We start from the raw sequence: 12,737 nt of genomic DNA on the forward strand, positions 1-12,737 counted from the left end.
GCATTGCCCCCGGCCGGCCCCGCAGCAAATCCCCGCGGGAAGCCCGGCTCCCCGGACGAAACGGGCCGCAGCCAAAGCGCATCCCGGCACCCCGCAGGGCGGGCCCTCCCCGCGCGGAACGAAGGCAGGACAACCCACAGGGCACAGGGCGGGAGCGCCGGCCGGAACGCGGACCGGGGCGTCGGCGGGATCGGCGCGCCGCGGCAGGAACGGCAAAGCGCAGCAGCATGGCGGCACCAGTGGAGGGAAGCTTGCCCTGCTGGCGGCCTTCGTCATTTTTGCCGTCTATATCCTGCCCTACTTGGGCCGCTAGCCTCCGGCGCATCTCCTGGCAGCAGCCGGTCTTTGGCGGCCGCGCGGACTGCTCCGGTCATCCGGTTGAGCCGTTCCGAGTCCAGGGTCCAGGCCTGCCAGTACAGGGCCACGTCCTGGTGGGGGCCGTCCTCGAGCCGCACCAGGGCGCCGGACTCCAGCTCGTCCGTGAGCTGGAGCTCCGGAATCATCCCCCAGCCCAAACCGGCTTTGACTGCCGCGAGGAATCCCTGGGACGAAGGGACGGTGTGCGTTGGAGGAAGCTGCCGCAGGCTCCTGGCCGTGAGCAGCTGCTCCTGCAGGTTGTCTTTCCTGTTGAATTTCAGGACCGGCATTGCCGCCCAATCCACGCCGCCGGACACGGAAAACCGCCGGCGCAGCCCGGGGGTGGCCACCGGAACGTACCGCATGGAGCCCAGCAGTTCCACCCTGCACCCGCTCACCGGGACAGGGTCCGACGTCACCGCTCCCATGACCTCGCCCTCGCGGAGCAGCTGGCTGCTGTAGCCCTGGTCCTCAACGTGGAGATCGAGGGCTGAGTCCTCCCACGCGGCGGCCTGATGCAGGACGGGGACGAACCACGTGGCCAGTGAGTCCGCGTTGACGGCCACCGGCAGCTGGGCCCGGGCCGGCGACCCTGCGCCCAGTGCCGCCGCCGTCTCCGCTTCCAGCACCTGCACCTGGCGGGCCATCCGCAGCAGCAGCGCGCCGGCGTCGGTGGCCGTGCAGGGCAGCCTTCGGCGGACCAGGACCTGGCCTATCGACGCTTCCAGTGCCTTGATCCGCTGGCTCACGGCGGACGGCGTGATCCGGAGCAGATCGGCCGCTGCCTCGAACGTTCCTTCGTCGATGACAGCCACCAGGGCCTTCAGGTGCTCAGAATTCATGAAGACATCCTAATGAATACCAAGAATCATTAATTTGCCTGTATGTCATGCGGATCCTACCGTCAGTAGGTATGTGGACTGCTGGAATAACGGGAATGCTCACCGGGATGGCGCTGATCGTGGCGATCGGCGCCCAGAACGCCTTCGTGCTGCGCCAGGGCATCCGGCGCGAGCACATCGGGGCGGTAGTGGCCGTCTGCATGGCCGGCGACGCCTTGCTCATCGTCGCTGGCACGGCCGGCATCGGGGCGTTGGTCACCCGGTTCCCCGAGGCGCTGGAAGTCCTGCGCTGGGCCGGCGCCGCGTACCTGCTGTGGTTCGCCGCGCGGTCCTTCATGGCGGCGGTTAAACCCTCCACCCTGGCGGAGCAGGCGCCCAAGTCGAAGAACTCGGTCATCGCCACCACGGCCGCCCTGACCTTCCTGAACCCGCACGTCTACCTGGACACCGTGGTGCTGCTGGGCAGCCTCGCCAACCAGCAGGGAGCCGATCTGCGCTGGGTCTTTGCCGCAGGCGCAGTCACCGGAAGCGTGCTGTGGTTCTCCGCCCTGGGGTATGGGGCACGCGCGCTGGCTGGAGTGCTCGGCAGCCCGCGAACGTGGCGCTGGATTGATGCTGCCATCGGTGTGCTGATGCTGGCCCTGGCCATCCGCCTGGTCCTGCACTGAAGTAGGCTGGAGCCGAGATCCGCAGGGGAGAAACCATGAGTAACCAGCCATCCCAGGGGCCTGACTACCAGCGTGACGGTTCGCCGTGGCCCAGCTACCGGCCGCCGGCCGAGTACGGACGGGGACAGTACGGGCAGGGACAGTACGGCCAGCCCCAGTACAACCCGGGCTCCTACAACCAGGGCCAGTACGGCCAGCCGCAGTATTTCGGCCAGCCGTCCTACTATGGCCGGCCGGTGGAAGCGAAGACCCTGAGCATCGCAAGCATGGTCTGCGGCATCGCCTCGGTCATCACGGGTTGGCTGTTGCTTCCGCAGTTTGCCGCCATCATCACCGGCCACCTGGCCCTCCGGCGCGAACCCTCCGGCAGGGGGATGTCCATCACCGGCCTGGTGCTGGGCTACCTGTGCCTCCTGGGCTACGGCGCCCTTTGGCTGCTGCTCATCATCGGCCTGGCGATCGCCGGCACCGCCGGTTCCAATACGGGCACCTTCTAGCCCTGGCCGGCTGGGAAAGCACGGCGACGGCGGCCGGGCACCTGCGCCCGTGCCGCCGTCGTGCCTTCTGCCGCCGTCGTGCCTTACCCCTTGACTGCTGCGGTGGCGGGCACCTCTACCGGATACCCGGGGTAAATGGTCTCCGCCGGCGCGCGGTTGGTGGCCTTGGCCCAGGGGTAGTAGACGGCCAGGGTGGCAACGATTCCCACCAGCCAGGAAATGTCCGCGCCGCCCAGCAGCTTGGTGACGGGGCCCGTGTACAGCGCCTGCGCCAGGAACGGGACCTGGATGACGACGCCGATTCCATAGGAAACCAGGGCGGCCACGTTCCAGCGGCCGTAGCGGCCGTCCGGGTTGTAGAGGGCGGGGATGTCCAGCCGGTCCCGGGAGACCTTGTAGTAGTCCACCAGGTTGATCACGGACCAGGGCGTGAAGACCATGAGCAGCAGGAGGACGAAGTTCTTGAACAGGTTCAGGAAATCCTTGCTGGCGAACAGTGCGATGAGCACGCTGGCGCCGATTACCGCCACGATGAAGGCAATTCGCACGACTTTGGAGACGGTATCCCTCCGGTTGACGGCGGTGCTGATGGTCACGCCGCACATGAAGGCGCCGTAGGCATTCAGGCAGTTAACCGTCAGCTTGCCGGTGACGATCATCAGGTAGATGAAGATGGCGATCAGCCCGCCGCCGGCGAGATCGCCCATGTAGCCCACCTGGTTCTTCAGGAAGTCCCCGCCCAGCTTGGCGGCGGAGAGTCCGCCGGCCAGGGCGCCCAGGGTCATGGCCCACTGCGCCCCGCCCACCGAGCCGGCGAAGGTGTACCAAAAGGTCTTCCGTTCCGAGGTGTCCGCGGGAAGGTAGCGGGAGTAGTCGGCAACGTATGGGCCGAAGGTGAGCTGCCAGCCGGCACCCAGGGCAACGGCGGTGAGGAACGTGGGCCATTCAAAGCCCTTGACCATCATCACCTGGGTGATGTCGAACTTGGTGGCAACCGCCAGGGTCAGGTACAGGAAGCCTGCCAGGCCCAGTACGGTGGCGATGCGGCCCAGCGCGTGGATGTACTTGTACCCCAGGATGGCCAGCAGGGCCGTTGCGGCACCGAAGACCAGGATTCCGACGGCGGGCGCGTCCACTCCCAGCATGAGGTTTATCGCCTGCCCCGAGAGGACGGTGCCTGTTGAGGCGAACCCGACGTACATGAGGATGACCAGCACCAGCGGAATCACGGCCCCGTAGACGCCGAACTGGGCGCGGCTGGAGATCATCTGCGGCAAGCCCAGCTTGGGACCCTGGGCTGAGTGGAGGGCCATGACCGCGCCGCCCAGCACATTTCCCACCAGCAGGCCCACTATTGCCCAGAAGGCGTCCGCGCCGAACACCACGGCCAGGGCGCCGTCCACGATGGCGGTGATCTGGGCATTGGCACCAAACCACAGGGTGAACTGGCCGCGCGGGTGTCCGTGCCGCTCGCCCGGTGGGATCATGTCGATCGATCGTGCCTCAACGGCGGTACTGCCTCCGGCCATGGCCTAACTCCTCAGTGATGGAAACGTAGGGTCCATCACACCGGGTTTGGCGGCCGGCCAACACCCGCAACCGGGTCCTGCTGTCCGGGAAACCAGACGCCTCCGCGTGTCGCGCGGCCTGGCTAGCGGAGCAGCTCCACGTCCGAGACAAGCTCGATGTGCGCCAGCATGGCGTCCGCGGCCGCCTCCGCATCCTGGGCCCGGACGGCATCGGCGATTTTCCGATGCGACGCCAGGGACTGTTCGGGCCGGCCGGGCTGCCCCAGCGACTCCATCCGCGTTTCCAGGATCATCTCGGCGATGAAGGCCATCAGCTGTGCCAGGACGGACGAGTGTGCTGCCGCGGTGATGGCCTGGTGGAACAGTTCGTCGCCGTGGGTGCCGCGGTCGCCGTCGTTGATTTCCCTGGCCATGACGTCCAGGGCATCGTCGATGGCGGCAAGGTCCTGGTCGGTCCGGCGTTCGGCGGCGAGGGCGGCAAGCTTCACTTCCAGGGTGCTGCGCGCCTCCACGATTTCGGGCAGCCGGCTTTGGTGCTCGCGCAGGCCCTTGATGACCGAGGCTACGCTGGGCCGCCGGGCCAGGACTGCGCCGGTGCCGTGCTGCACGTCGATGACGCCAAGCACTTCCAGGGCCACCAGCGCCTGCGCCAGCGTGGCGCGGGAAACCCCAAGCCGTTCGGCAAGGTCGCGCTCCGCCGGCAGGAGATCGCCCGGCCGGAGCTGGGCGGACTCGATGTAGGCGAGGATCTGCTCCACCAGCTGCTCGTACAGCCGGGGCCGGGTGACGCGTTCCAGGCCCAGCCGTGCTGTCTTCTCCACAAAGCCCTCCCTCGGGGTCGTAGGGACCAGAATACCTCCTTCGTCTATTGACAGATAGACTCACTGTCTAAGAGGCTAGTCCAGTGAGCCAGTAACTCACGTCACATTCTTTCTTTCCCCCAACGGAGGACCAACGATGTCCGCTCCTGTCTTATCGATCATCATCCTCGCGGCGATGTTCCTGCTCGCCACCGTCCTGCCCCTCAACATGGGCGCGCTCGCCTTCGTCGGCGCGTTCCTGCTCGGCGCCCTGGTGCTGGGCATGTCCACCAACGAGATCCTGGCCAACTTTCCCGGCGGCCTCTTCCTCACCATCGTCGGCGTCACCTACCTGTTCGCCATAGCGCAGAACAACGGAACCATCGACCTGCTGGTCCGCGGCGCAGTCCGCCTGGTGGGCAGCCGCGTTGCCCTCATCCCGTGGGTCATGTTCGCCATCACCGCCGTCATCACCGCCGTGGGCGCCCTGTCTCCCGCCGCCGTCGCCATCATTGCCCCCATCGCCCTGAGCTTCGCCGGCAAGTACAAGATCAGCCCGCTGCTCATGGGCATGATGGTGATCCACGGCGCGCAGGCGGGCGGCTTCTCGCCCATCGCCGTCTACGGTGTCACCGTCAACGGCATCCTGGCCAAGACGGACCTTGCCTTCAGCCCCACCGCGCTGTTCCTGTCCAGCTTCATCTTCAACCTGGTCATCGCACTGGTGCTCTTCGTGGTCCTCGGCGGCAGGAACCTCATGTCCTCCAAGGTGGGACAGTTCGTGGAGCAGGCAGCTGAGGCACGGATGGCCGTCAGCGTCGGCGCCAAAGCCGGCGCCGACGTCCCCTTCAAGGGCTTCGGCTCCGGCATGTACGGTCCCAGGGACCCCGCAGGCGACGGCGTCGCGGCCACCAAGGAGCGCAAAGAGCGGATTCCGCAGCTGGTCACCATTGCAGGCCTGATCGTGCTGGCCGTCGTGGCCCTTGGCTTCAAGATGGACGTCGGCTTCGTCTCCATCACCATCGCCATTGTGCTGGCCCTGGTGTCACCCGCAGCCCAGAAGGGGGCCATCAACAAGATCAGCTGGTCCACCGTGCTGCTGATCTGCGGCATGCTGACGTTCGTCGGAGTGCTGGAGGAAGCTGGAACCATCAAGTTCGTTTCCAGCGGCGTTGCCGGAATGGGAATGCCGCTCCTGGCCGCCCTCATCATCTGCTTCATCGGTGCCGTGGTATCCGCCTTTGCCTCCTCCACCGCCATCCTTGCAGCGCTCATCCCGCTCGCGGTTCCGTTCCTCTCCACCGGCGAGATCGGCGCCGTCGGCGTCATCTGCGCCCTCGCAGTGTCCGCCACCATCGTGGACGTCTCACCGTTCTCCACCAACGGCGCGCTGGTTCTGGCCAATGCCCCGGAAGGCGTGGACAAGGACCAGTTCTACAAGCGGATCCTCGGCTACAGCGGCATCGTGATCGTGGCCGGCCCCGTCCTGGCATGGCTGGCGCTGGTGGTGCCCGGCTGGCTCTAGCCGCCGCTGCCCCACACCGGCGGCCGTCCGCCACCCGTTCCAGAAAGGAAACCCAAACCATGAGCACCGAGAACCGCCAAGGCCCCCTGGCCGGGCACACCGTCGTCGACCTCAGCCGCGCACTGGCCGGGCCCCACGCAGGCATGATGCTGGCGGACCTCGGCGCCCGCGTCATCAAGGTGGAGAACCCCGGAACCGGTGACGACACCCGCGGCTGGGGGCCGCCCTTCGTCGGCCCCGAAGACGACCTCCAGTCCACCTACTTCATGTCCTGCAACCGCAACAAGGAGTCCATCAGCCTGGACCTGAAGAGCGGCGACGGGCAGGCGGTGCTCCGCGGCCTGCTGGAGCGTGCGGACGTGGTGATCGAGAATTTCCGGCCCGGGGTCATGGACCGGCTGGGCTTCTCCACCGCGGCGATGCACGAGCTCAACCCGCGGCTGGTGATCCTGTCCATCACAGGCTTTGGCCACGACGGGCCCGAGTCCCAGCGCAGCGGCTACGACCAGATCCTGCAGGGCGAGGCCGGACTCATGTCCCTCACCGGGTCAGGGCCGGACGACCCCCAGCGCGTCGGCGTTCCAATTGCCGACCTGCTTTCCGGGATGAACGGCGCCTTCGGCGTGCTCGCGGCGCTGGTGGAGCGGACCCGGACCGGCCAGGGCAAGGTGGTACGCACGTCGCTGCTGGCATCGCTGATCGGCGTCCATGCCTTCCAGGGCACCAGGACCACCGTTGCAGGCGAAGTTCCCCAGGCCCAGGGCAACCACCACCCGTCCATCGCCCCCTACGGCCTGTTCAACTGCAAGGACGGCAGCGTACAGATCAGCGTCGGCAGCGAGAAGCTGTGGGCGTCCTTTGCTGCGGCCTTTGGCCTGGAGCCGGGTGCCCCCGGCTTTGCCAGCAATGCCGAAAGGGTGCGGAACCGTGCGGGGGTGATTGCCGCCGTCGAACGCGCCTTTGCCGGCTACGGTGCGACGGAACTGCTGGCGAAACTGAACGACGCCGGGATCCCGGCAGGGAAGGTCCGCTCGCTGGACGAGGTGTACGCCTGGGAGCAGGTGGCATCCCAGGGGCTGGTGGTGGATGTGGACCACCCGCTGCTCGGAAAAGTGAGCCTGCCCGGCCCGCCGCTGCGGTTCTTCGCTCCCGGGGATGCGGCCGAAACCACCCCCACCCAGCACGATGCACCGCCGCTGCTGGACGAGGACGGGCCGGCAATCCGCGAGTGGCTGGGCCTGGCTTCTGCAACGGCGGGGGCCAAATAGCATGCCGGCGAGGGAAAAGGTGCGGCACCTGAACGCAACCGAACTGCTGGACGCCGTGGTGGACCAGGGCTCGTTCGTCTCCTGGGACACCGAACCGGAACAGCCGGACGTCTCTAACGAGTACGCCCGCGACCTGGTAAAAGCGCGCGAACGCAGCGGCGCCGATGAATCGGTGGTCACCGGCGCCGGCCTCATCCGCGGCCGCCGCGTTGCGCTGATCGTCAGCGAATTCTCCTTCCTGGCCGGCTCCATCGGCCACGCGGCGGCGCAACGGATCGTTGCCGCCGTCGAACGCGCCACCGCGGAGGGGCTGCCGCTGCTGGCCGGGCCTGCGTCCGGGGGAACCCGGATGCAGGAAGGGACGCTCGCGTTCCTGTCCATGGTGAAAATCACCGGCGCCGTCCGGGCGCACCGCCAGGCCGGGCTGCCGTACCTGGTCTACCTGCGGCACCCCACCACCGGTGGCGTCATGGCATCGTGGGGTTCCTTGGGCCACATCAATGTGGCGGAACCTGGGTCCCTGCTGGGCTTCCTGGGTCCCCGGGTGTACGAGGCGCTGTACGGCGAGGCGTTCCCGGAGAACGTGCAGGTGGCGGAGAACCTCTTCCACAAGGGACTGATCGACGGCGTGGTGGAACCCGGCGATCTTGCAGACCTGGTGGGCCGGGCACTGGACATCCTCTCTCCCGGGGGCCCGGTGGCTGCGCGCCCTGCCCCTCCCGAGACCCTCAACGTCCGGCCTTCAACAGTTGACGCCTGGACGTCCATCGGGATCTCCCGGCTTCCCCGGCGGCCGGACCTGCGCCAGCTGCTGAGGGTCGGCGCCACCGACGCTCTCCCCTGAACGGAACCGGACAGGGGAGAAGGACCCCGGGTTGCTGCTGGCACTGGCGCGTTTTGGCACCCAGTCCTGCATCGTCCTGGGCCACGCCCGCCCGCTTCGGAAGGACGCCGCCGGGATGGGACCGGGTTCCTTGCGGGAGGCGCGCCGCGGCATGAAGCTGGCGGAGGAACTGCGGCTGCCGCTGCTCACCGTGATCGACACCGCCGGCGCTGCTTTGTCGCAGGAGGCGGAGGAGGGCGGACTTGCCGGCGAAATTGCGCGCTCGCTGCACGAACTGATCGGTCTGGAATCGCCGTCGGTGTCCGTGCTGCTTGGCCAGGGCGCCGGGGGAGGTGCGCTGGCACTGCTGCCCGCGGACAGGACCATCGCGGCCCAGCACAGCTGGCTTTCACCGCTTCCTCCGGAAGGTGCCAGCGCCATCGTGCACCGGACCACCGCGTTCGCCCCGGCCATGGCCCAGGCGCAGGGAGTGAACGTGGCCGCGCTGTACGCGAACGGCCTGGTGGACCACATTGTGGATGAGCGGGACGATGCTTCTCTGGAGCCGCGCGAATTCTGCACCCGGATGGCCCGGGCGATTGAGTTTGAGCTGGGCTCGGTGGCCGGCGTTCCCGTGCCGGAACTCGTGGCTGCCCGGGCGCGGAAGTTCGCATCCCTCGGCGGCAGCTGACGGTTGCCACTTGGCCGTGGGGGGCAGGCCCGGGAGGCGCCGGAGTATCGGTTCCGGCGCTTCCTACGGCTGGTCCGGCACGTAGAGGGCCATAATGACGCCCGTGGCGGTGTGTTCGGCTTCGAGGAGCCGCAGCGGCGTTTTTGTTGCCCCGGTGAAAAGCTGGTGACCGTTGCCCAGCACCAGGGGATGGATCATGAGCAGGTACTCGTCGATTTGATCTGCCGCCATAAGGCTGCGGATCAGCACTCCGCTGCCCATGATCACGAGGTTCCCGGGGAAGGTTTCCCGGAGCTCCTTCACAGCCGCCGGAACGTCCCCGCGAAGGAGCGTTGAGTTTGGCCACTCAAGCTTCAAGGCGGGGTCACCGGAAGCGACGTACTTGGGCGTGTTGTTCAGGGCGTCCTTGAATGGACCGCCCTGGGCGTTCCATGACGACAGGAGCTGCACGTAGGTGCGCCGTCCAAAGAGGAAGGCGTGGCCGGCGCCCATGCGCCCGCCCATCTTCTGGACTGTCGCCTGGTCGGCACGCGGAACGGCCCAGCCGCCGCCGGTGAATCCTCCCCGGGGATCTTCGTCCGGGCGCCCCGGTCCCTGCATGACGCCATCGAGCGTCACATGGTTCATCACCACGACCTTGCCCACTGCGGTCAGCCTTTCCGTGGCGGGAAGCGCCCGCGGCGGCGGGCGGCACCCGCTGCCAAGGGACTACCTCCTGGACTGGAGTCTGGTCCGGTGGGCGTTCCTGCGCAGCTGCAGGATGCGCGCTCCGCCTGCCACGGCCACCAAGACGCCGCCTGATACGGCAGCGATGAACAGTGCCATCCCCAGCGGGACGGACCCCTCAAAACCAAGGAACCGGACCAGGGCCTGGTCCTGGTTCTGCAGGATGAAGACGATCAGCAGGATCAGGAGCACCAAGGATGCCACGACACCTGCCCAGATGACTCCGGCGCGGGTGACCTTGCGTTCAGGGACTCCACGGCCCGTCGCCGCTGTCCCGGTGGCCGGTGTCCCCGTTGTTCCGACTGTTCCCCCTGCGTCCGGTGCGTAGGACGGCGCGCCGCCGTAGGTTGCGGCCCGGTCTCCCGATGGCTGCGCTGCGTTCGACGGCGTGGTGGCATCCGGTTCCTGCCGGCCTTCCGGCCCTGGCGTGTACTGTCCTGCGCTCATGTCCGTCCCCTTTCCCAAAATGCTAAGCATGCTTATTGTCTAACCATAGACGCCCCGGTTGACGCGGCACAACGACCGGTACCGCGTCCTGCGTTAGGAATTGCGTCATGACCGGCGCAATGACCTGCGCAGGAAAAGGGTGCGGGGGAGCTGTCGGCCAGGAGGGGCCCTCACGTGAGAACCCCTCCTTCCGGCAGTCTGGCCGGACCATTTTCGGTCCGGTCCGGTCAGCCCGGCCCGGGTCTCACCGCCCGGGTCAGACCCTCTCCTTGCTCCGTTCGGCGGAGGGGGTGCGGGGCGCAGGCATCCTGCGCCAGTTGGGGAAGGCCCAGAACGTGAAGTCCGGTGCCTTGACCGGCTCCTCCGGAGTTTCCGCAGGGGCTTCCGTTTCGGCTTCAGGCCGGCGCTTGGTTTCTTTCCTGGCGCCCCACCCGAAGTCCTTGTTCGATGCGTAGCACATCACAGACCTCCTCATGGTGACTGCCCTTTAATCGTCCTCCTGATTGGCGGGGGAGTCGATATGCCAACGCAGTCCAGGGGCAACGAATGCACCAGAGGCCTCCGCTGCGGCAGGAGTAATGTCCGCGATTGTCAGGCGCCGTCAACCACGTCCTGTGCCTCCTGCGGGCGGTGGAACTCGCAGGGCCCCTGATGCCGGAGGGGAGGAGGCAGGTCCGTCCCGTGGGCAGGTGGACCAGCGCGCACCGGCCGGTCATCGCCAGGTCTTCCCTGACGTTCGAGTTGCTCATGTCTGGACGTCCGTCGTCTGCCGTCATGGTGGCTTCGGTGCCTGGGGCAGGGTGTTCAACGTTCATGGTGGGGCAACTCCTCATCGGGCGGAGGGCGAATGGAGGGTGCTGAAAGGTGCTCCTTCAAGTGTGCGCCGCCAGGGTTACCAGCGGATTAAGCCGGTGTTAGGAGCAGGTCAACATCTGCCCTCCGGCGAAGCTTCCCGAAGTTTCCCTAGTAGCCCAGCTGGTGGGCCACCTGCAGGAGGAGGGCTTCGGAGCCCATGGGGCCAACAAGTTGGATTCCCATGGGAAGTCCACTGCCGGCGCTACCCCCGGTCCAGTGCACGGGAACGGTGATGGCCGGCAGGCCGCACACATTCACCATGGAGGACCACGGGGCGTATTCGCACTGCTTCCGGTAGTCGCCGTCGGCGTCCCCGGGCCACTGCGCCGACGGCCAGCGCTCCCCGCCATGCGCCGTGCCGGTGAACCATCCCACCGGCCGCGGCGTCTGCGCCAGGGCCGGCATCAGCATCAGGTCCCACTGCCCGTACTGCGCCACCGTGTCATGCTGGAACTGCCTCAGGAATGCCAGTGCCTCCGCGAGCTTGGCGGGGCTGCGCTGCTGTGCCCGACGGCGGAAGGTCCGCGTCAAGGGGGCCAGCAGAGCTTCACGCGTCGGACTGATCCTGGCTGCGCCCACCCCGGCGGTCCACGCCGTCGTGAAGGCATCCGGGTAACGGTTGTCGTAGCGGACGGATGCATCACCCAGGCTGTGGCCGGCGTGTTCCAGGAGGGCCTCACCGGCACGGAGCGCGTCCAGGGCTTCCTGTTCGGGCGTGAAGGGAAACGTGCCGGACCACGGGCTGTCCAGGGTGACGCCGATCCGCAGCCGCGGCGGCTCGTCTTGTTGCACTGCCCGGAGGTAGTGGTTTCCCGGGACCATGACGTCCATCATCAGCGCCGCGTCCTCCGTGCTGTGGGCAAGGGGACCGGGCACCACCAGCCGCGCGGGATCGCCGGCACTTTCCCCGGCTGCCACCAGCCCCCGGCCCGGCTTCAGGCCCACCAGGCCGCATGCTGCCGCGGGGATGCGGACTGACCCGCCGCCGTCGGTCCCCGGAGCGAAAGGCAGCAGCCCCGCTGCCACGGCCGCTGCACTGCCGCCGGACGAACCTCCCGAACTCCTGCTGGGTGCATGGGGATTGCGCGACGGCGGTGCGATGCGGTTTTCGCTGTAGGCCGTCAGTCCGAATTCAGGTACCTGTGTCTTGCCCAGCGAAACCACGCCGGCATCCTTGAAGAGGGACACCAGCGGAGCGTCGGCGGGGGCGGGTTTGTGGTCAAGGGCGGCACTGCCGTGCGTGGTCACCACCCCGGCCACGTCCGTCAGGTCCTTGAAGGCAAGGGGCATGCCGTGCAGCACAGGCAGGTCATCGGCGTCGGCGCGGGCATGCAGGGCATCGGCCGCCTTGGCCTGGTCCATGGCCTGTTCCGCGGTCACGGTGATGAAGGCGCCGAGAAGGGCGTTCCGCTGGCCGGTCCGGGCCAGGAAATGGGCGGCGGCCTCCGCGGCGGACACTGCTCCACTCCGCAGGAGGTCCCGCAGGGCCAGTGCCGAAAGCTCATGGAGTTCAGTCACGGAACCGGGACTCCGTTTGCGCACCGGCAGGCCGTTCCGTGCGGGCGGCCGGAGCCGGGGGTGCGGGGAGGGCGGCGGGCTGTTGGGACATGAAAACCTCCTTGGGCTTCACCAGCCTAACCCGGGGCTCTTTGCATACCTGTTCACGGTGGAAGGGGGCGGAAGAGCTAGGCTTAAACCTGAATCTGATC

The 12,737-nt window shown here is 67.6% G+C and carries 11 protein-coding genes and 1 pseudogene; 5 read left to right on the forward strand and 7 right to left on the reverse strand.

Annotation, left to right across the window (positions count from 1 at the left end; all coding sequences use genetic code 11):
- Nucleotides 1-272: 272 nt before the first annotated feature.
- Nucleotides 273-1,199, reverse strand: a complete 927-nt coding sequence (locus OUO20_RS18810) for a LysR family transcriptional regulator ArgP (RefSeq protein WP_268002414.1) — start codon at nucleotides 1,197-1,199, stop codon at nucleotides 273-275.
- A gap of 95 nt (nucleotides 1,200-1,294) precedes the next feature.
- Between OUO20_RS18810 and OUO20_RS18815 the strand changes: the two genes are divergently transcribed.
- Together OUO20_RS18815 and OUO20_RS18820 are read left to right on the forward strand one after the other, a co-directional pair.
- Entirely contained in the window at nucleotides 1,295-1,867 is a 573-nt protein-coding gene (locus OUO20_RS18815; RefSeq protein WP_268002415.1) for a LysE/ArgO family amino acid transporter, read from the forward strand.
- Nucleotides 1,868-1,902: 35 nt separating this feature from the next.
- Nucleotides 1,903-2,364 carry a DUF4190 domain-containing protein gene (locus OUO20_RS18820; protein WP_056388438.1) on the forward strand — a complete coding sequence of 154 codons (462 nt, stop codon included), beginning with the start codon at nucleotides 1,903-1,905 and terminating at the stop codon, nucleotides 2,362-2,364.
- 83 nt (nucleotides 2,365-2,447) lie between these two features.
- Here the strand turns inward: OUO20_RS18820 and OUO20_RS18825 are convergent, their stop codons facing one another.
- The gene (locus OUO20_RS18825; protein WP_223993365.1) at nucleotides 2,448-3,893 is read right to left on the reverse strand and encodes a purine-cytosine permease family protein; all 1,446 of its coding nucleotides are present in this window, start codon (nucleotides 3,891-3,893) and stop codon (nucleotides 2,448-2,450) included.
- A 122-nt stretch (nucleotides 3,894-4,015) separates the two neighbouring features.
- Nucleotides 4,016-4,714: a FadR/GntR family transcriptional regulator gene (locus OUO20_RS18830; protein WP_144601001.1), complete on the reverse strand. Its 699-nt coding sequence runs from the start codon at nucleotides 4,712-4,714 to the stop codon at nucleotides 4,016-4,018.
- Between the two features lie 136 nt (nucleotides 4,715-4,850).
- On the opposite strand from OUO20_RS18830, the gene OUO20_RS18835 reads away from it, so the two are divergent.
- From OUO20_RS18835 to OUO20_RS18845, 3 genes and pseudogenes are all read left to right on the forward strand, one after another.
- On the forward strand, nucleotides 4,851-6,218 hold the full coding sequence (locus OUO20_RS18835) for an SLC13 family permease (RefSeq protein ID WP_018770284.1): 1,368 nt from the start codon (nucleotides 4,851-4,853) through the stop codon (nucleotides 6,216-6,218).
- A 59-nt stretch (nucleotides 6,219-6,277) separates the two neighbouring features.
- Nucleotides 6,278-7,486, forward strand: a complete 1,209-nt coding sequence (locus OUO20_RS18840; protein WP_268002416.1) for a CaiB/BaiF CoA transferase family protein — start codon at nucleotides 6,278-6,280, stop codon at nucleotides 7,484-7,486.
- A gap of 1 nt (nucleotide 7,487) precedes the next feature.
- Nucleotides 7,488-9,000: pseudogene (locus OUO20_RS18845) on the forward strand (carboxyl transferase domain-containing protein).
- Nucleotides 9,001-9,063: 63 nt separating this feature from the next.
- On the opposite strand, the gene OUO20_RS18850 reads toward OUO20_RS18845, so the two are convergent.
- From OUO20_RS18850 to OUO20_RS18865, 4 genes are all read right to left on the reverse strand, one after another.
- On the reverse strand, nucleotides 9,064-9,645 hold the full coding sequence (locus OUO20_RS18850; protein WP_134165321.1) for a dihydrofolate reductase family protein: 582 nt from the start codon (nucleotides 9,643-9,645) through the stop codon (nucleotides 9,064-9,066).
- Between the two features lie 63 nt (nucleotides 9,646-9,708).
- Nucleotides 9,709-10,173: a LapA family protein gene (locus OUO20_RS18855; protein ID WP_134165320.1), complete on the reverse strand. Its 465-nt coding sequence runs from the start codon at nucleotides 10,171-10,173 to the stop codon at nucleotides 9,709-9,711.
- 256 nt (nucleotides 10,174-10,429) lie between these two features.
- Nucleotides 10,430-10,633 (reverse strand): hypothetical protein, encoded by a 204-nt coding sequence (locus OUO20_RS18860; protein ID WP_018770279.1) that lies wholly within the window; start codon nucleotides 10,631-10,633, stop codon nucleotides 10,430-10,432.
- Between the two features lie 503 nt (nucleotides 10,634-11,136).
- Nucleotides 11,137-12,546, reverse strand: coding sequence for an amidase (locus OUO20_RS18865; RefSeq protein ID WP_134165319.1), 1,410 nt, complete (start codon nucleotides 12,544-12,546; stop codon nucleotides 11,137-11,139).
- Nucleotides 12,547-12,737 lie beyond the last annotated feature (191 nt).

The organism is Arthrobacter sp. FX8 (genome assembly GCF_026723805.1).
Taxonomy (GTDB): domain Bacteria; phylum Actinomycetota; class Actinomycetes; order Actinomycetales; family Micrococcaceae; genus Arthrobacter.